We start from the raw sequence: 22,180 nt of genomic DNA on the forward strand, positions 1-22,180 counted from the left end.
CTCCTGTCAATTGTTAGACTTTCTATTAAAAACTAGATAAATCAAAAGCTATTTTGAGTAAAATTTATAAAATTTGCAAGATTTTATCCCAAGGAAAGTAGAGTAAATTAAAGGGGCTTTTCTATTGAGAATAACGAGACAGTGTGTTCATAGACGATAAATAAAACTTCCCGGGTCATGGTAACGGCCCGGGAATTTAAGAATAGATTAACCATAAATACTGACTAATTTTGCCTGGTTCAACCGCTCAAAAGCTCGTTTTGCCGGTACAAAATTAGGATATTGAGTCACTAAACGTTGTAAAATCATTCGGGATAAAATCTCATCCCCCTGATTCCATTCATTTAATGCTTGCAGATACATAAAATCTGCATTTTGCTCCATAATTAAAGGAGCTTTATTCATTACCACAGGTTCAATAAAGCTTACACGAGCCTGATTTTGGGCTTCCATTCTTTGTAAAACTTTACGTGCCTGTACGCTGCCATTATCACTGGCTTGTTGTAATAATTCCTTGCCCTTAGCCAGAGAACGCTCACCAGCAGTACCTTCCAAATAATAAGTACCCAATTGATATTGCGCATAAGCGTTTTGACGTGCAGCCAGTTTTTCATAAAAACTTGCAGCCATTTTGGGGTTTTTCTCAACACCCACCCCGTAATGATACATCCTTGCTAAAGCCAACATTGCCTTCTCATTCCCTTTATCTGCAGATTGTTGGTAATAGTTAATCGCATCATTAAAATCAAGCTTGGTAATAACTCCTGTTTCTGATAACAAGCCCAACTGGTAAAGAGCATTGTCATTTCCTAAAGCCGCTGCTTTTTTATACCAGGCTAAAGCTTGTTGTGTATCACGAGACTGCCCGAGGCCATTGAAATAAATTGCCCCTAATTGATTCATTGCTTCATGAACTTGATGAGTTGAGGCTTCAACAAACAAATCCCTAGCTTTTTGATAGTTGACTGGCGTTCCTTTACCGTATAAGTACATTAACGCCAAATCATATATCCCTAAAGCATCTCCTTTTGCAGCCGCTTGCTGATAAGACTTTATAGCCTGGGAATAATTATCATTGACTGTTTCATCAATAAAACCTAACGCAACGGAAGCTTCAGGTAAGACTGAAGCAGCTTTCTCATACCACTGCTTCGCCAAATTATAATCTGGCTCACCATTTTCACCCAGCTGATAAAACTGCCCTAACTGATACTGAGCAAGAGAATTTCCTTGTTCTGCAGATGCAGTATACCAGCGTTGTGCCTCTGCTAGATTAGGTTCAGAGCCCAAACCTTTTTCGAGCATAAAAGCCAATTTCAATTGGGCATACTGGTCTCCTTTTTCAGCTAAACCGGTATAAATTTGTTTTGCTTCTTCCATTTTCTCTGGATCAGAATTTTCAGCCAAATAGAAATCTGCCAAAACGATTCCAGCATGACTATTTCCTAACTTATAAGATCGTATTAGATTAGGTAAGAAATCTTGTCCATTTTCTTTTTGCAAAACAGCCATATTAAAATCTGCATAAGAAAATTTGTCATCAACGGATTTTTGTAATAGTTCCATTCCCTTGGTCTTGTCTTGCGCAATACCCTTCCCTTCTGCAGTGTATGTCCCTAAGATAAAATCGCTCACTGAGTTTTGCCCCGCTTGCTGATACCAGGCGATCGCTTGTCCAGGATCCGCTTTTACCCCGACGCCTCGATCATAAAGTAATCCTAGCAATAATGCGGCGTTTTCATCACCAGAGGCTGCCTGATCCTTCGCAATCAGAAAAGCTTCGGCTTGTCTTGCTTTATCCTTATCCATAGCATTATAAAATGCAAGGGGCAACAATGCTTGAGAAATACCTCTATCTGCTGCTCCTTGATATAATTGTCGAATCATTGCTATTTTGTGCGCCCTAACGTTGACACTTAAACCGTTATCCTTTTGACGCGCCAAACTATCAGCGAGTTCATATTCTGCAGGGCCATAATTATTGGCCGCAGCTAGATATAACATAGAGGTTGCTTGTTCTGGATTAGGTTGGATGTATACGGTACCATCAGAACCCGTTATCCCCTGAGATAGGATTCTTGCCAAAACATACTGAGACTTTTTATTTCCTTTAAATGCTGCATCCGTTAAATCATTTAATGCGAGCTGATAATCATTTTTATCCTTTGCGTGTTGCAAATATAAAAGTCCCAAGTTGTATTCAGCGCCTAAATGTTGCTGTTGTGCCGCGTTTTGATAAAAAATAATGGCGGAAGAATCACTTTGTGCTACACCTATGCCATATTGGAACATTTGTCCTATTTGAAACTGCGATTGAGCATCACCTAATATAGCTCTGAAATATAAATGATTAAACATACACATATAGTTAAGTTGAGCTTGCCAACCCTGAGTCCACAAATCCATGAGGTTTGCCTGTGAGTGATCATCATAATCATAATAATTAGCATCTATATAAGGCACGGGTAAATTCAACTGGGCAAATATGGGTGAATTCGCCCGTTCTAATGCAGAAAGTTGTGGGTCTAAAGGATAAATAGGATAGGTCCATTGATTTGCCTGGAAGGTTGGGATTTTACTCAAGAGTGCATCGTAATAACTGGTGATTGGAACATCATTAGGTTGAACTAATTCAAATTGGGGCTGAAAAATAGACTGACGCAATATTTTTTTCAGTTGAGGTGCTTGATTATAAGCAAAATCGCCTAAAACTGCAGGATTGTTCCAAGCACTGAGTATTCCTTTCATTTGAAAATCAGTTTGTTCCAATTTATCGGTTGTACCGTTGCTTAACCACAAGGCGGCTTGCGCTAAAGCGGCCTCCTGATTTTTTGAACTTTCATCTTGATTCGCCTGAGCCAACCATTGTTTTGCCAAATTTTGATCCGCCTCAACGCCTATTCCTTTTTGATACATTTCGCCTAATTCACGTTTCGCTTGTGGCAACCCATCTTGAGCTGCTTTCAAAGTCCACATAAATGCAGTTTTCGGATCATAAATTGGACTTTTTTGCTGTAAATAAAGATGGGCCAAGTCCAAGTATGCTTCATCACTTGATTGATTACCGGCTTTATTAAACCACTGTAACGCTTGTTCTTTTTGATTTTGATCTAAAGCTAATTTCCCTAAAGCGACCATTGCAGGTGCAAAACCTTGAGCTGCAGCTTGATTTAATAGTTCTTCGCCTTTCTTCTCATCTTTATCGACTAGCTGTCCTTCAAGATAAAGCTCGCCCAATCGAGTTATGGCTTGAGGATTGCCATTAGCAGCTGCCTTATTTAACCAAATAAGACCTAATTTACGATTTGAGGAATTACGACTATCAATAAAATTCTTTGCTAAGGTAAATTGTGCCAGGGAATTACCACTTTTTGCCGCATTAATATAATATCGAGTTGCTGTATCGACATTTTTCTTAACTCCAACTCCATACATGTAAGCGGCTGCCGTAAACATTTGGGCATCTACATCCCCTGCATCGGCTGCTTTTTTAAACCAAGTAAAAGCTTGCTGGGGATCCTTTTCATGCAATAAGGTATATTTCGCCATCAGTTGGATTGCGGGGAGATATCCCTTTTGTGCGGATTGGGTAAAATAACGTATTGCTAACAAACTATTTTTTAACTGCCCATATCCATAGAGATAAATCCGTCCTAAGTAGTAATCAGCTACTGCATTTTTCCCTGATTGACTCATTAAAGGCTCTATCGCATTATTATAATTCCCTAATCGATAAGCACTGAAATCATCAGCAAAAGTATTTTGGCTAGCTGATGCAACGAATAAACATACCCAAGGTACTAGCGATTTCATGAAAATTCTCCCTCTTTGCATGGCAATTTAACCTGATTTTTATCATTATATTTTCAGATTTATACCCCAGGTATTATGCCATAATGCACGACTTCATTAACGGCCCCATTTCTCGTTGTGCCATCGACTATCCAAAAATTACCTTTATTATTCAAACCAAATTTAACATTAACGTATTCACAAACTTTGATTGTATCCGCGCAATCAATAATTTTGCCATAGGAAGTTTTACCATCTCCTGCAGTACAAATAAATTTGACTAAGGGTTCTCCTGTAGCTAATGCCGCCCATTGCCGACCACCTATTGAATGATTATATCGTGTTGTGTACTGGCTATTTTCATCACGCATTTGGTATAAACTGACCGTTTGTGGTGATTTGTTAAAGAAAAAATACAAAGATTGTAAAGCCCCTTCTTTCCCCGGATAAAGAGATAATACTTTTAAACTTTCTTTATATCCTACTGGTCTACATCCTATGGGAAATCGCGCCTCCTCTTTTTCCGCTTTGGCTTGCGCCTCTTGAGGATCATTTTTTTTGGGTTTGGCAGCTGCTTCAAGTTGTGCAGACATGAGTCCTAAAAAAAGCATCAATGAAATTGAAGTGATTTTATTTATTGTATTCATTATATTTCTCACTCACTGTCATTTATTGGGCGTACAATAATTGTTGTACCCATAAAATTATTTCGTTCACTTGATAATTCTACAAAGCTTTGATTTAACCATTTAGCATCTTGGGTGAACATTCGCACACATCCATGACTCGCTCTTACTCCTGGAATATCATCGGAGCCATGTAATGCGAAACCTTTATGGAAAAACATACAGAAAGGCATCTTTGCGCCACCTTTCCCTATAGGGAAAACATCGGAGACGCATTTTTCATTTTCTTTACTGAAAACCCGATAAATCCCAGTTAAAGTGCGGCAAGAACGATTGGCATCAGGGCATCGGTCTCTTCCTGATGAAATTGGGCCCCATTTCACCAGATTACCTTCAGCGTCATAAGCACCAAAGGCTAATTTATCCTGATCAACAATAATTTGCTTTTGGTGTTCATTCTGAATTTTTAATGGGAATGGTGCTACATCAAAAACAGTGAGATAAGCTAAATTTTTTGGAACAGCGATAATCTTGCCAGCCCATAAAGGGTTATAAGTACGATTGACCCTTTGAACAATATCGCGTTGATTTGGATCTGGGAATAAGGTTTCCCAGCTTTGACCCGATTCCACCTTAATACAATCGTATTGTGGGTATCCACATAATCCCGTGCCATAAAAGCTACCCGCATCCGCTATGGCAACCACGAGCATCATCACTGCAGCTGAAAGTAATTTATACATATGCCCCCCTCTCACCTTACTTTTTATTTTTACATGCAAGATTTGTGCTTAAATATCAATTTATTCTAATTATTATTCGAGCATATCTAAAATAAGTTTAGTACGAATATTAGAGTTTTTGCTAGGGTTATGAATAATATTCCGCTTTATTCATCGATAACTTAGGATTTGGAAAGGGAAACTTGAGGACTCGAACAGCAATAAAGCCCGGTCTTGCAACATTGTACCCAGAATCTAACCACTTTATGGCAATATGTTTTCGCCATGAAAAAATTGAAAAATACGTTTTGCTAAATGTTCACTAATTCCTGATACTTTGGCAATTTCTTCCAGAGGAGCCTTAGCAAGCTCGCGTATCCCTCCAAAACGATGCAGTAATGCTTGTCTTCGTTTTGCACCCACTCCTTCTATATCCTCAAGAGTAGATTCTAATCTCTTTTTTTGTCTTTTTTTCCGATGAGCAGTAATGGCGAAACGATGCGCTTCATTACGAATATGTTGTAACAAATGCAGGGCTTTGGAGTCATCTGGTAGCGTCAATTCGTGTGCTTCGTGTACTAAAATTAATTTTTCCCATCCCGCTTTGCGTGCAGGTCCTTTCGCTACTCCTAACAAGGTTACCGTTGCAACGTTTAATGACATAAGCACTTTCTGGGCCACCGCTACTTGCCCTTTGCCTCCGTCAATAATTAAAACATCAGGTAAAGATTGAGCTTCCACTAAACGCTTAAAGCGACGAGTAATTGCCTGCTCCATTGCAGCATAATCATCCCCTGGAGTAATGCCTTCGATGTTAAAACGGCGATACTCATTGGGAGTAGGACCTTCATGATCAAACACCACACAGGATGCAACGGTTGCCTCACCTTGAGTGTGACTAATATCAAAGCATTCCATTCGTGTTATTGGCTTATTCAGTCGCAAAAGCCGCTCTAATTCTTGGAAACGAGATTTCATTGTTGAATGTTTTGTAACATATTCTGCAACTGAAACACGTAAATTATTGCGTGCAAAATCCATCCAGCGAGACTTAACACCGCGAGGATTCACTTGAATTTTACACGATTTCCCACGCTGTTGAGATAAGGCCTCCTCTAAGGACTGATGATCATCTAAATTTTGATGGGTAATGATTAAAGCAGGAATTTTCTCTGGAGCATCCAAATAATAGAATCCTATAAATGCCTCAAAAGTTTGTTGCCACAAATCGTTCATATCCAGTTCATCTTCTAAACCTTTCTGAGGAACCGATGGAAAATAACAATGACTGGCTATTACTTGGCCTTCACGAATAGTCACGCATTGGACGCATGCAAATCCAGGACTAACCTCAATGGCAATAGCATCTGCATCCCCACGTAATTGTAAAACCCCCTGTTGTTCCTGCACCAATCGCAAACTTTTAATTTGGTCGCGCAGAAGCGCTGCTTCTTCAAAATTCAATTCGTTTACAGCTTTATCCATTCGCTTGGCAAGCTCATCAAGAATTAATTGAGATTTACCCTGTAAAAATCGCATAGCATCCTGCACTGAGCGCTTGTAATCCTCAGGAGTAATATAATTGACACAAGGTGCGGTACATCGTTTAATTTGGTACTGCAAGCAAGGTCTCGAGCGTGCATTAAAATAACTGTCTCGACAATTTCTGAGTTTAAAGACTTTTTGAATCGTTACTATGGTTTCTTTTACCCCGGCGCTACTTGGATAAGGTCCAAAAAAATCACCGGAAAGAGGTTTTTTTTTAGAGCGATAGCTCTCTATCCGCGGAAAATAAGGATGATTGGACAGATGAATATAGGGATAAGACTTATCATCACGTAATAAAACATTGTATTTGGGTTTTAATGTTTTAATCAGATTACTTTCTAATAATAAAGCCTCTGTTTCGCTACGGGTAACAGAAATTTCTATGGACGCAATTTGATTCACTAAAGATCGGGTTTTAATACCTGTATTTTGTTTATTAAAATAGCTTGTAACTCGTTTTTTCAGATTGGAAGCTTTACCTACATAAAGAAGATTACCCGTTCCATCAAGCATACGATAGACTCCGGGTTCATTAGGTATTTTAGTGAGAAACAAAGCTAATTCTGTAGAAATATTCATTTAATAATAATAGCAATCATTTTGGCTTAAAAAGTGTTTTCTGGGGACAATGCTGCACCTGTTACCAACTCAGAGAGTTTTGGAGAGAAGTCAGACACTGCGCCCAGGTACTAGAACCCTTTTAATCTTCTGACGTCAAGTCGATTGGATTTTCTATAATTCCATGTTTTAGAGCTAAATAAGTCAACTCTACATCATTTTTAATGCCTAATTTTTCAAATGTTCGATAGCGGTAGCCATTAATTGTCTTGGTGCTAAGAAAAAGCCTATCACTAATTTCTTGCACATTCATGCCACTAGTAATCATCAACATCACTTGCATTTCACGTTCAGACAATACATCAAAGGGTGAACCTTGTACTTCTTCCAAGCTATTAATCGCGACTCTTTGAGCAATTTCAGCGCTGAGGTACTTTTCGCCTTTGGCCACTTTACGTATCGCTGCAGCCATTTCTTCAGCACCTGATTCTTTAGTCAGATACCCCATAGCTCCTAATTGCAAAACGCGAGTCGGTAACAAATCAGAACACATCGCGGTTACAGCTATAACCTTAACATGTGGATTTGATTTTTTTAGGCGACGTGTTACTTCCCAGCCATCGATTCCAGGCATTTTCATATCTAAAAGGACCACGTCAGGAGAATGTTTTTTTACCAGTGCTAAAGCTTCTTCACCGCTTTCTGCATCAGCAACTACCTCTACATCCGACATATCTTCGAGTAATCGTCGAATACCCATTCGAACCAGTGCATGGTCATCAACAATTAGTACTTTAATCAAATAATGCTCCTTGACCTTAAAGCCAATGAACAAACTAGGTTGGTCGATGTTAACAAGACTAGCTGTTCATTACAATACATAGATTAACATGCCCTAATATGGATATTAGGGTTATCTGGATCCACTTTGAAAAAAGGTGGAAACTCCCCTAGTTCTCGAGTTCGAGCTAAGAGTTTACCTATGTCTGATAAAACAAAATCGTACAAAACCTGATAATCTTTGATTACAAAATATACTGGTTGCAACATATCGATGCGGTATGGCATTCGGAATGCTGCAACTGGCTCAAAAATCACTCTTAATGGAATATCGCTTTCTACGCTATATACTGTTTCACTAATGGAAGACAATATTCCGCCACCATAGGCTCGGAGTCCATTTGCGCTTCTCACTAAACCAAACTCCACGGTAAACCAAAACAACCGTTGGAGTAAGGGCCAATCTGATTCAGGAAACGTTAGTACTTTTTGAGCATAGTCATAAACAAACTCTGCATACACCGTATCAGTCAACATAGGACAATGGCCAAACACTTCATGAAAAATATCCGGCTCTTTAACATAATCCAACTCTTCCTCACTTCGAATAAAAGTAGCTACCGGAAAATGTTTGGTTGCCAACAGTTCAAAAAATTCTCGAGCAGAAATTAACGCCGCAACTGCAGACACTTGCCAACCTGTTTCAGCTTTAAGTCTTTGATTTAGATCAGGAATTTGTGGAATTTTTTCAGATGTTAAAGCTAAAGTTTTTAATCCAGCTATGAATTCATCACAAGCCCTTCCGGGTATTAATTTTATTTGTCTTTCAAATAAAATATTCCAGATCTTATGTTCTTCTGCAGAATAATTAACAAACCCTTGAGCGTCTGGAACATGCGCTACATAACGGCTTGAAAATTCCATAATTTCTCCTTTACATACAAATAATCATACACATCAATCGCAAGAATAGTATTTATCTTAAAAAAAAACACCTTTTCTAGTTATTAGGCAATTTCAGAATAAATGTCAATAACTATTACAGATTTTTCAAATTATGCTATAAAATCATACGAATATGATCCTAGGAAAATCAACTATGACAGTAGCCATTTTAGCAACCGGTGATGAAATTGTTCATGGTGATACTTTAAATACCAATGGGCGCGATATCGCCCATGCCCTAAGCTCAGAAGGTTTATCTTTAGGCTTACATCTCTCTTGCAGCGACAAGAAAGGTGATATAGTCAACTGCCTAAAGTTCTTGACCAAAAAGCATGACATTATCATTACCATTGGGGGACTCGGCCCAACGACCGACGATCTCACTCGTTTTGCCTTATCCCAATTTACAGGCGAGGCATTGGTACAACATTCAGAAGCTCTTGAACACATTAAAAAACGACTACGGGATGCAAATTTAATCCTCAATGCAGGAAATTTACAACAATGTCTTTTTCCTGAGCGAGCTCAACTTTTACCTAATCCAGTGGGTAGCGCCTTAGGATGCTATTATCAGTGGGATAATAAAATCTTTTTTTTATTACCTGGCCCTCCCCGCGAATGTTTGCCCATGTTTAATAATTATGCCCTACCTCTCCTGCAGCAAACCACCCATAGCCAAAAGCAAATACTCAAGTGGCGAATTTTTGGTTTAGCAGAAAGTGAAATAGCCCAAATATTAGAAGAAGCGCTCCAAGGAGTTGATTGTCATACAGGCTATCGCTTGGAATCACCTTATATTGAATTTAAGGTTCGTTGTGCCCCAAATTTGATGGATAAAATCAAAGCCATTGTCAATCCCATCCTCGAGCCACATATTATCAGTTCTGTAGAAAAAAAAGCTTCTGATCACTTACGTGAATTAATTGCGAGTATTAATGAACCAATAACAATAATCGACGAAGCAACAGGTGGATTACTGCAATTATTACTGACCAAACCTAACATCCATCACTTACTACATTTTAGTGGTTTACATCAAAATATGCTGTATTTCCATATACGTGGTTTAACAGAATATTGGCAGCAACAACCGACAAATGGGACAACACAATTAATCATTGATTATAGTAACCACTATCAAAAAGGTCGTGAAACCCATAACATACCCTATCGTAATGTTTCCGTAGTAGAACATGCTGCAGAATGGCTATGCTGCAGACTCTTTCATCTCATCAATCAACTGCATCAATGAATAGCATAATTGTTGTGTTCCCTCACCACTAATTGCAGAGATGGCAAACACCTTATCCTTCCAGTCCAGACCCTTTACGATTGTCTGTATTCTTTCTTCTCGACTCGCCACATCAGGTAACATATCCATTTTGTTCAACACCAGCCATCGAGGTTTTTGTAAAAGCTCAGGATTGTATTCTGCTAACTCATGAATAATAGCTTTAGCGGATGCAACCGGATCACTGCCATCTAAGGGAGCGACATCAATTACATGGAGTAACACACAGGTACGTGAAAGATGTTTTAAAAATCTATGCCCGAGTCCAGCTCCTGTAGAGGCTCCTTCAATGAGGCCAGGAATATCTGCCATCACAAAGCTTTTGTGCGCAGAAACACTTACAACACCCAAACCTGGATGCAAGGTTGTAAAAGGATAATCCGCTACTTTTGCTTTGGAACTTGACACTGCCCGGATTAAAGTAGATTTGCCAGCGTTAGGCAACCCTAATAAGCCTACATCAGCCAAAACACGCAATTCCATACGTAAATGCCGTGATTCACCTGGACTTCCTTGAGTAGTTTGTCTTGGAGAGCGATTCACACTACTTTTATAGCGGGTATTTCCTAGACCATGAAATCCACCTTGAGCGATCAATACGGGTACGCCTGGTTCTCTGATATCAGCAAGTAATTCTCCAGTATCTACATCATAAACCATAGTGCCAACAGGAACCTTTATCGTTAAATCATCGCCTTTTTTCCCAGTACAATTTCCACCCATACCGTGCTGACCATTGCGGGCTTTATAATGACGCATATAACGAAAATCAACCAAGGTATTTAAATCCGTACTGGCTTCAAAGTAAACGCTGCCTCCATCACCCCCATCACCCCCATCAGGACCCCCACGTGGTATGAATTTTTCGCGTCGGAAGCTTAGACAACCATTTCCACCATGGCCTGCTTCTACTTTTATCACTGCTTCATCAACGAATTTCATGACCAACCTCAAAATAAAAAAAAACCCCGTTGCCGGGGTTAAATAACGACATTGTGTTTGGGTATAACATATAGCCTGAATAAAGTACATCGTATTCAGAATATGTCAAAAACACCAAGCCGCTTTGAGCGGCAATCGGTTTCCAGTATGAATTAGTTAGCAGCTTCTTCTTTTGCTTCTGCAACTATAGTCACATACTTACGGTTTTTATCACCCTTGACAACAAATTGTACTAAACCTTCAACTAAGGCAAACAAGGTATGATCACGACCACAACCTACGCCAGGCCCTGGATGAAAACGTGTACCACGTTGTCTTACGATTATTTCACCCGCATTAACAAATTGACCGCCATAACGCTTTACACCAAGATACTTGGGATTCGAGTCGCGGCCGTTACGAGTACTACCACCTGCTTTCTTATGAGCCATTGCTATCCTCTCTTACTTGCTTATCGCAGTAATTTTAACTTGCGAATAATATTGTCTGTGCCCCATTTGTTTCATGTGGTGCTTACGACGACGGAACTTAATAATTTTAACTTTTTTGTGACGACCATGATCGAGCACTTCAGCTTTCACTATTGCCTTGGCAACTAATGGGGTACCACAAACGATTTTATCACCATCAGCCAACATTAATACTTCTTCAAATTGTATTTCATTGCCAACATCTTCAGGCAGTAATTCAATTTTTAATACATCACCTTCCTTCACGGTGTATTGCTTACCGCCAGTTTTGATTACCGCATACATAATATTTCTCCAATTCGCCTGATTGGCTATCACAAATTCAATAAAGTCGCATATTCTATGAAATTATGACTATGACTTCAAGTTCATTTTAAAATATTGTATACTTCGCCACCCTTTCCGAATATTTTAATTCATTATTCGGTGTTTAATCTGGTCGCGGATTAAATTTTAAAGGAACTGAAACGATTCGACACCTCTACTCTTGCAAAAAACAGGTTGAGTGAAATGTGCTGAATAGTTATCAAGAACTTATATAAAATTTTTGGAGTATATAATGTCAAATATCCTTTTAGAAGCACAAGCAAGAACGGATATGGGGAAAGGTGCGAGCCGCCGCCTACGTCGTCTTGAAAATAAAGTACCCGCTGTAATTTACGGTGGCGATAAAAAGCCAATGTCTATTCATTTTCAACATAACAAAGTAGTTAAAGCACTGGAAACTGAAAGTATTTATTCAAGTGTTTTTGATATTACAGTGGATGGCAAAGTTGAACATGTTATTTTAAAAGCGTTGCAACGTCATCCTTACAAACCTGTTGTAATGCATATGGATTTACAACGCGTTTCTAAAACTGACATACTCGTTAAATTAGTACCTATTCACTTCATCAATGAAGAGAAAGCTCCAGGTATTAAAGCTGGCGGTATCATTAACCACACAATGACTCAAGTGGAAATTCGTTGCCAAGCAAAAGATCTTCCTGAGTTTATTTCAGTAGATATGTCAGAAGTTAAAATGGACGATATTATTCATTTGTCTCATTTAAAATTACCAAAAGGCGTACAACTAACTGTTGATGTTACTGATGGAAGTCATGACGCACCTGTTGTTAGCATTCATATGCCAAGAGGAAACGTAACAGAAGAAGAAGCAAACGAAGCGGCCGAAGTTTCAGCCTCTGCTGTACCTACTGTTAACGCTGAGAAAAATGAAGAGTAATCTTCAAGTTTGAAAATGTAACCCGTAGCCTGGGTGATGCGGACAGCAGAACCCCAGGTATCATTCCGCTTTACCCAGGCTACATAAGCTCCAGAATTACGACCTCTATCAAAGAGCTATATCATGGCTATAAAACTTATCATTGGTTTGCGCAATCCCGGATCAGCCTATGAACATACACGTCATAATGCCGGTGGATGGTTGGTCTCTGCCTTAGCTCAGCGACATGGTGTTTTTTTCAAATTGGAAAAAAAAATGCAAGCCGAATTGGCTGATTTAGAATTAAATCAGCATTCAGGTAAATTGATCTTGCCCCTTTCTTTTATGAATCATAGCGGTCAACCTACCCGGATTCTTAGTCAATTTTATAAAATTCAACCCGAAGAAATACTGGTGATTCATGATGAATTGGATTTACCTCCAGGACGAATTAAACTTAAAACGGGTGGCGGTCATGGCGGTCATAATGGTTTAAGAGATATAATAGCTCAACTAGGCAGCCCAGAATTTCATCGCTTACGAATTGGAATTGGCCATCCTGGTCATAGAGATTTAGTTCATCAATTTGTGCTCAGTAAACCCTCGGCACAAGACAGACAATTAATTTATGATGCAATTGATAGAGGTATAGCGGTAATGCCTTTAGTCTTATGTGGTGATTTAGCTAGAGCCATGAATCAATTGAACGTTTAGATATTGTTTCTCCGCAATTTAAAAATCCATGTAGATTTTGAATAGGTCGCAGAGTAACAGTTTAATTTAGTTTAAAATGCGTTCGAAATAAAAAAGAAGGTATTCTTTTTTATCGAACTAAATTATTTAGGATCGATCCCATTTAAAATGCAGCAAATTTTATGGGGTAAAGTTCGTTTAAGGACATAAAAAGAAAACCAGCTTTTTTTCTTTTTATCCGAAATTAACGTTAGTTTTAACATTTAGAGGTATTACTCATGGGATTTAAATGCGGCATAGTGGGCTTGCCCAATGTTGGTAAATCAACTCTGTTCAATGCACTTACCAAAGCAGGTATTGAAGCAGCAAACTACCCTTTCTGCACTATTGAACCCAATGTTGGGATAGTTACTGTTCCCGATCCCCGGCTTGATGCTTTGAGTGAGATAGTAAAACCGCAACAAGTGCTTCCAGCAACCATGCAATTTGTTGATATCGCGGGTATCGTAAAAGGAGCATCCAAAGGTGAAGGCTTAGGGAATCAGTTTCTAGCCAATATTCGCGAAACCGATGCCATTGCTCATGTAGTGCGTTGTTTTGAAAATACGGATGTAGTCCATGTAGAGGGTCATGTTAATCCATTAAGTGATATCGAAGTAATTAATACAGAACTGGCTTTAGCAGATATGGAAACTCTTGAAAAAGCCATTTTAAAAGCAGGAAAAAATAGTCGTAGCGGTAATAAAGAAGCAATTTTTGAAATGAAAACCTTGGAAAAAATCAAGGCACATCTTGATGAAGGGTTTCCTGTTCGTACTCTTGAATTAAGTGCTGAAGAGGAACCTCTAGTACGCCGTCTATTTCTACTCACCGCCAAACCTGTGCTCTATATTGCCAATGTGGATGACAATGGTTATGAAAACAATCCACTACTGGATAAGGTTCGTAACTTAGCGCTGCAGGAAAAAGCCAGTATTGTTGCTCTATGTGCAGCAACAGAAGCGGAATTAGTCGAATTGGATGAAGCGGATCGCCAAGAGTTTATGGAAGATTTAGGATTAAGCGAACCTGGACTACATCGAGTAATTCGTGCAGGTTATGAATTGTTAGGATTACAAACTTATTTCACCGCGGGTGTAAAAGAAGTAAGAGCCTGGACCATTCCTAAAGGAGCTACAGCACCTCAAGCTGCAGGTGTTATTCACTCCGATTTTGAAAAAGGATTCATTCGCGCAGAGGTCATAGCATACGATGCATTCATCGCCTGTAAAGGGGAACAAGGAGCTAAAGAAGCCGGAAAGTTACGTCTAGAAGGCAAGGATTATATCGTGTGTGATGGAGACGTGATGCATTTCCGATTTAATGTATAAGTTCAAGTTAAACCCAGTTTTGCTTGACAATTCGTATGCTCAAACCTTAGCATTTGTTGATTGAATCGTAGAGGACAAACAATGGCGATTGATAGTATACGCGCGCTAATTAGTGACGATTTTAATGCAGTTAATACTTTAATTATTAATAAAATTGAATCGCAAATTGGCTTAATTGATGATATGTCCCACCATATAATACAAAGTGGCGGCAAAAGATTACGGCCATTGTTGGTTCTTTTAGCAAGTAATGCATGTGGTTACCAAGGTAAAGAGCATATTACTCTGGCTGCGATGGTTGAATTTTTCCACACAGCCACGTTACTTCATGATGACGTCATTGACGAATCTACATTAAGAAGAGGACGTCAAACTGCAAACGACATCTGGGGTAGCAAAGCAAGTATTTTAGTTGGTGATTATCTCTTTACCCAATCAATCGAACTTATTGTTGATTCCGGAAATTCAGAAGTACTCAAACTCTTTGCTAAAACCGCACTCGAGATCAGCTGTGGGGAAGTAAAACAACTATCTAACCGCCATAATCCTGCCTTAACCTTTGATGAATATTTCGATGTAATTCGTGCGAAGACGGCTCTTTTATTTGCAGCTGCGGCCTGTATAGGGCCGATGATTAGCAACGCCTCTAAAGACCTTCAAGACAGCCTCTATGCTTATGGCCTCCATCTAGGAAATGCCTTCCAGCTTATAGATGATGCTCTGGATTATTGTTCTGATGCCAAAACTATAGGTAAAAACATAGGAGACGACTTAGCGGATGGGAAAGCCACATTACCTTTAATTCATGCTTTACAACATGGCACTGAAATGCAAAAACAGCAAATCATGAGCAGTCTAAAACAAGGAAGCCTAGATTTCTTACCCGAAATTCTTAAAGCTTTGGAAGAAACCAAAGCAATTGAATATACCAAAAACATAGCCGCTCAAGAAATCGACAAAGCATTATCTTCATTAGTGATATTACCCGATTCAAATTACAAAGAAGCGCTTATCAATTTGGCACATTTTGCTTTGCAAAGAAGCTATTAATTGAGCACGGAGTGTAGCTCAGCCTGGTAGAGCACTGCCTTCGGGAGGCAGGGGTCGCAAGTTCGATTCTTGTCACTCCGACCAATAACAGCAAGGGTTCTTGAGGTTTTCAAAAACCGAATTGTCATCACAAGGTGCATATAGGGTGCAAATTGAATATTCAATTGCTGATAGCTTGTTATCCGTGGAATGAAAACAGCAAGAGAATTTAAACGATTTTCCTGATTTAAAGAAATGGGTTTATAACAATTAAGGAATGCCCTACTACTCAACGGGCTTATGATATAGCAAAAGGAATGAACGTCCTACAAACCTCAAATGATACTGCCAAAAGATATTATTTAATTAAGCTCCAAAAAAAATGGAAATTAAAACTTTTTATACAGTAAACTTGCTTCCAAAAAAATACCTATCGAGGTTTATCACCATTTACTATGTTATTTCGGTAATTCTGAAAATTACCGAAAACCTACAAAAATTCTATACTAGGTCAGCAAATTAACCTCGCTCTGCGGTAGTTAACTTTGACCTATTCCAACCTATATTAAAGTACCTAAATATTGAACTTACACTTTGAAATTATTTGCAAAACAGTTGCATAAATTTTCACTCAGCTAGAGTGGAGCTATTTACATTAGAACCTTCTGCTCCATTTTCTCTAAAGTCTCTTGCATAGTCTCAATTAATTTAGCCGCTTCATTTTTGAAAAAACTGTAACTTACTTTATTCGTATTTTTATTAGTATCTGGATAGAAATAAGATATAGGATTAAAGTAAGAAATAAAGCCATAAAAATCTGTTTCAGAAATGTCACACGAAGATTCAAGGACGAAACTTTAGGTTTTTGTTAAATGGGTATTAGGTTGTTCAACTTTCATATAATGGCATTGATTTCATATAATTCTGTGATAATATTTAACACATTTGCTCAAATATAAGCATTTTGTATGTTAACAGCAATTTTTCTATCCGTTGGGATAATCGTTTTTATAGTTATTTATCTGATTAATAAACTATTTTATTTTAGTCTTGTAGAGAACACTATCAAAATATGTGAAGCAAAAGAAGACTATGTTACTTTACGGGGTGTAATTAAAACATTTGCCTATATTTTATCCCCATTATCGAAACAACCTTGTTGCGGTTATTTATATTTAGTGATAGACAAACATGATTCAGATCGAATTGTACATATAGAAAGTAATATAGTAGATTTTTTACTGGATGATAAAACAGGAAAATGCATTGTACATCCCCAATCCGTGGGAACTTTTCATAATAATGCCCAATGGCCTCCCTATATTCGATTTGGAGATTCCATTAGTCCATTTAACTTAAATTCAAATCCAGGGAATAAGCGCTATCGGCATATGGAATATAGGCGACAAGAGGGTGAAGAAATATTTCTACAAGGTTATTATCGAAGAGCAAATGCGATTCCTAACGATTTTCCTGTGCTAATAGGAACGATTTGCGGAAAGGAAGACAGGCCTTTAGAAATTATTCCCGCCTACAAAGGTTCCGAAGTTTCAACTTCAAATGAGGGCAGCTGGTTTATTCAATTAATAGACCCGTTTTTAACATTTTGCGTGAAATTCATCTATCATCAATAAGCCAATCCGAATAACTTGATAGTCCAATCAAGTCGCTTAGCATCTAAAACTTACAATATAGCTTTATGGAGATAGAGAATCCGATCTTGCCATTTAGCTACTAATTCTTGAGTATTGAAGTCCAAATAAGGCATTTTTTCTCAGTATTGCTCCACTAACAATCAATTTAAATCACAACCATTATGAAAATAGTATCATCAAAGAGGTTCTTTATAGTTCATACGAAAACATAGGGAGAAAAGCGATTTCCTGGGAATTGATTTGAAATATCATATAACTTATGATCTTTCCTCAAAATCAATCCAAGGTATGAAGTAATGCCAAATGTAACAAAATGTTTCATTATAGCGCTGATTACGCTGATTCCTAGCCTGTCTTTTGCCACTCTAAAAAAATTTACCAACAGAGATTGCCCTGCTTTAGGGATGCCTAAAACAGTATTATTGGTCCATGCCTCATGGTGCTCACACTGCAAGGCTTTTTTGCCCGTGTATGAACAAGTTTCTGATAAGGAAAAGTACAAAGATTGGATTTTCTATCAAATGGTAAATGATAAATTTGCAAAGGTTTGTGGTATAGCAATCAAGGGCGTTCCTATCACTTTTAAAAATAACATGAAAAAGAACATCATGGGAAACAGGACGCAAGCAGCCCTTGAAGAATTTCTAGACTCGACTATTTAAAATGATGACTTATACATCATTTGATGTCGCAATAAGCTTAGTCGATGCCCACCTGAAGTATCGTCACGTTATTTGAAGCACAATGTCATTCCGGTACAGGGAGAAATCCATCTCCAAACAGATGCGTAATTATTTGAGGGAAAGATCCCCACCTACGCGGGGATGACATTAGACCGCAGGATAACATTATAAATCGCGGGAGTGGTCAATCAGTTCTCCTAGTATAGTAGCAATGCATAAAAATGGATGGATCAGAATGGATTCCCCTCAGGTGTATTCTCCATCTCCCTTTTTTGCTCTTCAACCCAAGCTAAAAAGGCCTCTCGATCAGCTTCAGACAAACTTTTAAATTTATTTTTAACTGATTCAATAGGTGGTAGCTGTTTCCTTGGGGTTGGTGAAAGCAATACATCTTTTAACGCTACTTTACCGTGTACTACCTTATTGTATGTCTCTTTATCGTAGTTCCTTAATTTAAGAAGCTGGCCATCATCTGATTTAGATCTTGAGGGTAAATAGGTGATTGTTTGCTCAACTTCAGGATTTGTAGTTTTACTATCTAGTGCAAATAGATTTTTATCCAACTCTTTAATTGGAATTTTATTTTTTTTAGCATAAGTCCTGACTGAGCCATCCACTTCATTTAGAACATCACCCCATTCAAGGGCATGCTTGCCATGAATGTCCATTGCACACTTTAAAAGCCATAATCTTTGATTATTAGTAATACTTAAACCGCTAGATGAGTGTTTCAGTGCATACTCTCCAAAATTTTTATAGTTTTTTTCTTCCCACACCTTCTGGTCTATAATTTGTTCGATGATTTTGGGCAGTTTTTGAAATACAAGCTCTTGTGCTTCCAAAATACATTTATTGGCTTGTGTATGGACGTCTTCTTCCGATGATTTCCATGAATCCATCGTTGTACTGTTCGGTGTTTTTACAAAATTTTCCATTGCAACCCTATTTTTTTAAAGTAATAACCTATCCACTCCCCTGCTAAACAGAGGTTGTTTCTTAAAAGAGAACATGAATTTTACTAAAAATCAATTTCAATCCAACAATAACGAAACTGGTTAAAAAGGTAATAGATATTTATTGAGTATTTGATGGCTGTTCTTGTGTAATATATACTCACAAGCGATAAATTATTAACACCAACCCACACAAAAGAATAATGGACTTATATTTAGAGGCTACAAATGACCACAGAAACAACTAAAGCGAAACCTAATTATCTCATTCATATGATCTATGCCGCAGCTTTTGTACTCGCAGTACAGATAGTTGTTGTTTATCTTATATGGAACAATATTCAAATAAATAATGAGAGAAAGGCAATAGACGAGAAAACCCGGCAGGCTCAAGAAGCTCAGGCACTTAAAGAAAAAGAACGAAAGTTAATCCTTTCAACGTGTCAAAAAATTGTCTCTAACTTGCATAAAAAATCATTGACGGAGGCTTGTATTACTCAAAATAATGATAGTATGAAAAGATACAAAAATTGTTTAAATGAGGCTAAAAACTGGGCAGACTACAATGCCTATTATCCCCATAACAATGCACTTTATGCTTATGAAGTTAATGAATGTAAAAGAAGATATAGCATGAGCGCAAAATCTAATTCGAATTGTGTTTTACCTAAATCAATAGCAAATAAAATAAATGCTGATTTCAATAAAATGCAACAAAGTTGCTATAAGATCACCTAAAAAGATTTGAAGTCGTAACCCAAGAAATAACTCAGATCAATTAAGCATTAACTTAATCAACTTTAATCAAGTCATAAAGGGTTGAGTCAAAATCACTGAGATAGTATTAATTTACTGTGTCATTCCCGCCTGTGCGGGAATGACTAAAGGAATACCCTTGATATAAAATAGATGCCAAATCGTAGGTCACAAAAGTCTTTTTTTCGATTCGAAAGCCTGTATTTACTTTAATACATCGGGTCTTTTTTCTGTTTGCATTTCCTCAAAGAAATCTAAACTCTTTCCTCCTGAGAGGTAAGAAATTAGTGCCGATGTGTGCTCCTCAGTATAATCAAGCTCCTTAGCCATACTTAGATAGAAATCCAACTCTTGTTTCCCATACTTTTTAACTTCATCTGGATCAGGTGTTTTAGTTTGAATCAGATCATAAAATTTATGTAAAACTTGTTCATATTCTCTTTTCAGTTCTGAGGATAATAATTTTTGATCCACGTATAGTGGATTATATTCAATCTTCCAGGCAAGCAAATTTTTGCGATCCACTCTCGCGAGACAAGAAGATATATGGGCCGCACTTAAAGTGCACTCATTTTCATGACTATAATCGGTTTCATTACCCGTAGAACTCATTCCCATTGCACCTTGAATATATATTTGATGGTATCGTTCTTGTTCGGGAATGTTTTCTAAATTCATTACCATTATTTCATGATCTTTAGCCAAATAATTAGCAAAACTTTTCGCTGAGGATAAGGTCAGTGAAGTAGAAACTCCCTTGATATTGCCACGTTGATGCTCAAGCATCTCATTTTCTTTTTCTTTGAGCCTAAATGATCCAGGATTTCTTCCTACCAGCCCATGCATTTTTTGATTATGTTCACAATCAGCCTCTAATTTTGACATCCCTCTAAATGCTAAATTATAGGTTCGAGGCATAGAAAAAAGGTTGAAGAGATTAAACTCATGCAACTTTTTGCCACCAAAAGTACTCGTTGGAAAACAACAAATCTCAATTGTCCACTGTGAGCTGAATGTTGTTGGATACGATTGAGCTCGAGTCCATAAAGCTCTATTTGATGGACCACGTTTTACGTTAGAAGCAAACAGCGGAGTTCTACTGTGCATATACCACCACCTTGATGGTTAATAATCATACTTAAAGTGTAGAACAAATAATCTTTTGGTACGCAATTAGGACATGTTTATTTAGGAATTAACAACGAGTGAATAAGTATTTGCAAAATCATAAGCCTTGATAATACTAGGAATTTCGATCAAGTTCAGAAGATAAAACTCATACTGATTAAATTTTTGGAATTAGCATGAAGTGTGTTTTAAGTAAAACTTTGCAGCCTCCTCTAGGCTCAGAGTAGGTATCAATATTATAGGTTATGCCGAATTATTTCTTATAATGCATAGCCCGATATAGAAATCATGTATGTCCTTGTGAATCATGGACAACAGCGATTCAAAGCAAAACAAACAACGTTTATAGAAGATATTTAACAAACCCAAGGGTCGTCTAACTCCTGAGTTTACGCAGCTAAAAATTTCAGTTGAATAGAACATATGAACTTAAAAAGAGGAAAACCTTTGATAGATTAGGTAATATTATTAAAGACCATTTTTTTAAAGAAACAAAGCAAAACGATCTGTTCAAGACCGCTCAAAAGGAAACGTTTGATAAAAGGAATATTATGTTAATTGGCGCTTTTGTTTTTTTGGCTGTAGCAATTCTGATGGCTATTTATAGATTTAAAGGAAGTAATCCTACCCTTATCCTTTTAGCTAAAATCTTTTTATATCTTTCCCTGGCTGCTTTTATTAGCCTATTAATGGTGCATGTTCTTAGCTCTGCACCACCAAATTCCAATGAAAAACACAATCTCCCCCTATAAGAACAGGAGAAATGGTGTAGCATGTACGGTAAAAACTAGGGGACCGTTTTCATTTAGTGGAAATTAATACTCCAATTGCATTACCGAAAAATACCAGGATTGAAAAAATGAATATATAAACTACTTCTATCATGATAAATGAACCAATTTTTACCAGGAAAAATAAATATATGAATTGACCGAGTACAATACCAAGATAAGAAGAAATAAACATACGGTTACAAATCAATCCAACAATTAATCCATAACAAAATAGGCAAAAATAATACAAAATGATGTTTTG

20 protein-coding genes and 1 tRNA gene are annotated in these 22,180 nt (G+C 37.7%); 10 read left to right on the forward strand and 11 right to left on the reverse strand.

Features of this window, described 5'->3' with window-relative positions; all coding sequences use genetic code 11:
• Positions 1-207 precede the first annotated feature (207 nt).
• The 6 genes from ACWTE2_RS15085 to phhA all read right to left on the reverse strand — a co-directional run bounded on the left by ACWTE2_RS15085 (position 208) and on the right by phhA (position 8,950).
• Positions 208-3,813 carry an SEL1-like repeat protein gene (locus tag ACWTE2_RS15085; protein WP_454786003.1) on the reverse strand — a complete coding sequence of 1,202 codons (3,606 nt, stop codon included), beginning with the start codon at positions 3,811-3,813 and terminating at the stop codon, positions 208-210.
• A gap of 59 nt (positions 3,814-3,872) precedes the next feature.
• Positions 3,873-4,439 carry an endopeptidase IV gene (locus tag ACWTE2_RS15090; RefSeq protein ID WP_454786004.1) on the reverse strand — a complete coding sequence of 189 codons (567 nt, stop codon included), beginning with the start codon at positions 4,437-4,439 and terminating at the stop codon, positions 3,873-3,875.
• 8 nt (positions 4,440-4,447) lie between these two features.
• Positions 4,448-5,161: a L,D-transpeptidase gene (locus tag ACWTE2_RS15095; RefSeq protein WP_454786005.1), complete on the reverse strand. Its 714-nt coding sequence runs from the start codon at positions 5,159-5,161 to the stop codon at positions 4,448-4,450.
• A gap of 243 nt (positions 5,162-5,404) precedes the next feature.
• Positions 5,405-7,267 (reverse strand): excinuclease ABC subunit UvrC, encoded by a 1,863-nt coding sequence (uvrC, locus tag ACWTE2_RS15100; RefSeq protein ID WP_454786006.1) that lies wholly within the window; start codon positions 7,265-7,267, stop codon positions 5,405-5,407.
• Between the two features lie 121 nt (positions 7,268-7,388).
• Positions 7,389-8,048: a two-component system response regulator LetA gene (gene letA, locus ACWTE2_RS15105; protein ID WP_182391424.1), complete on the reverse strand. Its 660-nt coding sequence runs from the start codon at positions 8,046-8,048 to the stop codon at positions 7,389-7,391.
• Positions 8,049-8,131: 83 nt separating this feature from the next.
• Positions 8,132-8,950 carry a phenylalanine 4-monooxygenase gene (gene phhA, locus ACWTE2_RS15110; RefSeq protein WP_182391425.1) on the reverse strand — a complete coding sequence of 273 codons (819 nt, stop codon included), beginning with the start codon at positions 8,948-8,950 and terminating at the stop codon, positions 8,132-8,134.
• Between the two features lie 175 nt (positions 8,951-9,125).
• Here phhA and ACWTE2_RS15115 point away from each other — a divergent pair, with 175 nt between their 5' ends.
• Positions 9,126-10,223, forward strand: a complete 1,098-nt coding sequence (locus ACWTE2_RS15115) for a competence/damage-inducible protein A (protein ID WP_454786007.1) — start codon at positions 9,126-9,128, stop codon at positions 10,221-10,223.
• Here ACWTE2_RS15115 and cgtA read toward each other — a convergent pair.
• From cgtA to rplU, 3 genes are all read right to left on the reverse strand, one after another.
• Entirely contained in the window at positions 10,179-11,204 is a 1,026-nt protein-coding gene (gene cgtA / locus ACWTE2_RS15120; protein WP_182391427.1) for an Obg family GTPase CgtA, read from the reverse strand. The genes ACWTE2_RS15115 and cgtA overlap by 45 nt on opposite strands.
• Before the next feature lie 152 nt (positions 11,205-11,356).
• Positions 11,357-11,635, reverse strand: a complete 279-nt coding sequence (gene rpmA / locus ACWTE2_RS15125; RefSeq protein WP_182391428.1) for a 50S ribosomal protein L27 — start codon at positions 11,633-11,635, stop codon at positions 11,357-11,359.
• A 12-nt stretch (positions 11,636-11,647) separates the two neighbouring features.
• On the reverse strand, positions 11,648-11,959 hold the full coding sequence (gene rplU / locus ACWTE2_RS15130; RefSeq protein ID WP_182391429.1) for a 50S ribosomal protein L21: 312 nt from the start codon (positions 11,957-11,959) through the stop codon (positions 11,648-11,650).
• 274 nt (positions 11,960-12,233) lie between these two features.
• Here rplU and ACWTE2_RS15135 point away from each other — a divergent pair, with 274 nt between their 5' ends.
• The 7 genes from ACWTE2_RS15135 to ACWTE2_RS15165 all read left to right on the forward strand — a co-directional run bounded on the left by ACWTE2_RS15135 (position 12,234) and on the right by ACWTE2_RS15165 (position 18,287).
• Complete coding sequence (locus tag ACWTE2_RS15135; RefSeq protein ID WP_454786008.1) at positions 12,234-12,899, forward strand: 50S ribosomal protein L25/general stress protein Ctc; 666 nt, start codon at positions 12,234-12,236, stop codon at positions 12,897-12,899.
• Between the two features lie 123 nt (positions 12,900-13,022).
• The gene (pth, locus tag ACWTE2_RS15140) at positions 13,023-13,592 is read left to right on the forward strand and encodes an aminoacyl-tRNA hydrolase (RefSeq protein ID WP_454786009.1); all 570 of its coding nucleotides are present in this window, start codon (positions 13,023-13,025) and stop codon (positions 13,590-13,592) included.
• 257 nt (positions 13,593-13,849) lie between these two features.
• Positions 13,850-14,941: a redox-regulated ATPase YchF gene (ychF, locus tag ACWTE2_RS15145; protein ID WP_182391432.1), complete on the forward strand. Its 1,092-nt coding sequence runs from the start codon at positions 13,850-13,852 to the stop codon at positions 14,939-14,941.
• Between the two features lie 81 nt (positions 14,942-15,022).
• Positions 15,023-15,991: a polyprenyl synthetase family protein gene (locus tag ACWTE2_RS15150; protein ID WP_454786010.1), complete on the forward strand. Its 969-nt coding sequence runs from the start codon at positions 15,023-15,025 to the stop codon at positions 15,989-15,991.
• 7 nt (positions 15,992-15,998) lie between these two features.
• Positions 15,999-16,075: transfer RNA gene (locus ACWTE2_RS15155), tRNA-Pro, on the forward strand.
• An 863-nt stretch (positions 16,076-16,938) separates the two neighbouring features.
• Positions 16,939-17,604: a hypothetical protein gene (locus ACWTE2_RS15160; protein WP_454786011.1), complete on the forward strand. Its 666-nt coding sequence runs from the start codon at positions 16,939-16,941 to the stop codon at positions 17,602-17,604.
• Between the two features lie 317 nt (positions 17,605-17,921).
• On the forward strand, positions 17,922-18,287 hold the full coding sequence (locus tag ACWTE2_RS15165; protein ID WP_454786012.1) for a thioredoxin domain-containing protein: 366 nt from the start codon (positions 17,922-17,924) through the stop codon (positions 18,285-18,287).
• A 251-nt stretch (positions 18,288-18,538) separates the two neighbouring features.
• On the opposite strand, the gene ACWTE2_RS15170 is transcribed toward ACWTE2_RS15165, so the two are convergent.
• Entirely contained in the window at positions 18,539-19,243 is a 705-nt protein-coding gene (locus tag ACWTE2_RS15170; RefSeq protein ID WP_454786013.1) for a hypothetical protein, read from the reverse strand.
• A 246-nt stretch (positions 19,244-19,489) separates the two neighbouring features.
• On the opposite strand from ACWTE2_RS15170, the gene ACWTE2_RS15175 reads away from it, so the two are divergent.
• Positions 19,490-19,999, forward strand: a complete 510-nt coding sequence (locus ACWTE2_RS15175) for a hypothetical protein (RefSeq protein WP_454786014.1) — start codon at positions 19,490-19,492, stop codon at positions 19,997-19,999.
• A 222-nt stretch (positions 20,000-20,221) separates the two neighbouring features.
• Here ACWTE2_RS15175 and ACWTE2_RS15180 read toward each other — a convergent pair whose 3' ends face one another.
• The gene (locus tag ACWTE2_RS15180; RefSeq protein WP_454786015.1) at positions 20,222-21,124 is read right to left on the reverse strand and encodes a hypothetical protein; all 903 of its coding nucleotides are present in this window, start codon (positions 21,122-21,124) and stop codon (positions 20,222-20,224) included.
• A gap of 572 nt (positions 21,125-21,696) precedes the next feature.
• Here ACWTE2_RS15180 and ACWTE2_RS15185 point away from each other — a divergent pair.
• Positions 21,697-21,897 carry a DUF1328 domain-containing protein gene (locus ACWTE2_RS15185; protein WP_454786016.1) on the forward strand — a complete coding sequence of 67 codons (201 nt, stop codon included), beginning with the start codon at positions 21,697-21,699 and terminating at the stop codon, positions 21,895-21,897.
• Positions 21,898-22,180: the final 283 nt, after the last annotated feature.

This window comes from Legionella nigrisilvae, assembly GCF_977063395.2.

Coding starts and splice junctions, on each gene's coding strand:
- uvrC (WP_454786006.1), bottom strand. CDS start 7,267: ATGAATATTTCTACAGAATTAGCTTTGTTTCTCACTAAAATACCTAAT.
- ACWTE2_RS15170 (WP_454786013.1), bottom strand. CDS start 19,243: ATGGAAAATTTTGTAAAAACACCGAACAGTACAACGATGGATTCATGG.
- ACWTE2_RS15160 (WP_454786011.1), top strand. CDS start 16,939: ATGTTAACAGCAATTTTTCTATCCGTTGGGATAATCGTTTTTATAGTT.
- ACWTE2_RS15085 (WP_454786003.1), bottom strand. CDS start 3,813: ATGAAATCGCTAGTACCTTGGGTATGTTTATTCGTTGCATCAGCTAGC.
- pth (WP_454786009.1), top strand. CDS start 13,023: ATGGCTATAAAACTTATCATTGGTTTGCGCAATCCCGGATCAGCCTAT.
- rpmA (WP_182391428.1), bottom strand. CDS start 11,635: ATGGCTCATAAGAAAGCAGGTGGTAGTACTCGTAACGGCCGCGACTCG.
- ACWTE2_RS15165 (WP_454786012.1), top strand. CDS start 17,922: ATGCCAAATGTAACAAAATGTTTCATTATAGCGCTGATTACGCTGATT.
- ACWTE2_RS15115 (WP_454786007.1), top strand. CDS start 9,126: ATGACAGTAGCCATTTTAGCAACCGGTGATGAAATTGTTCATGGTGAT.
- ACWTE2_RS15180 (WP_454786015.1), bottom strand. CDS start 21,124: ATGCACAGTAGAACTCCGCTGTTTGCTTCTAACGTAAAACGTGGTCCA.
- rplU (WP_182391429.1), bottom strand. CDS start 11,959: ATGTATGCGGTAATCAAAACTGGCGGTAAGCAATACACCGTGAAGGAA.
- ychF (WP_182391432.1), top strand. CDS start 13,850: ATGGGATTTAAATGCGGCATAGTGGGCTTGCCCAATGTTGGTAAATCA.
- cgtA (WP_182391427.1), bottom strand. CDS start 11,204: ATGAAATTCGTTGATGAAGCAGTGATAAAAGTAGAAGCAGGCCATGGT.
- ACWTE2_RS15135 (WP_454786008.1), top strand. CDS start 12,234: ATGTCAAATATCCTTTTAGAAGCACAAGCAAGAACGGATATGGGGAAA.
- ACWTE2_RS15175 (WP_454786014.1), top strand. CDS start 19,490: ATGACCACAGAAACAACTAAAGCGAAACCTAATTATCTCATTCATATG.
- ACWTE2_RS15185 (WP_454786016.1), top strand. CDS start 21,697: ATGTTAATTGGCGCTTTTGTTTTTTTGGCTGTAGCAATTCTGATGGCT.
- ACWTE2_RS15095 (WP_454786005.1), bottom strand. CDS start 5,161: ATGTATAAATTACTTTCAGCTGCAGTGATGATGCTCGTGGTTGCCATA.
- ACWTE2_RS15150 (WP_454786010.1), top strand. CDS start 15,023: ATGGCGATTGATAGTATACGCGCGCTAATTAGTGACGATTTTAATGCA.
- ACWTE2_RS15090 (WP_454786004.1), bottom strand. CDS start 4,439: ATGAATACAATAAATAAAATCACTTCAATTTCATTGATGCTTTTTTTA.
- phhA (WP_182391425.1), bottom strand. CDS start 8,950: ATGGAATTTTCAAGCCGTTATGTAGCGCATGTTCCAGACGCTCAAGGG.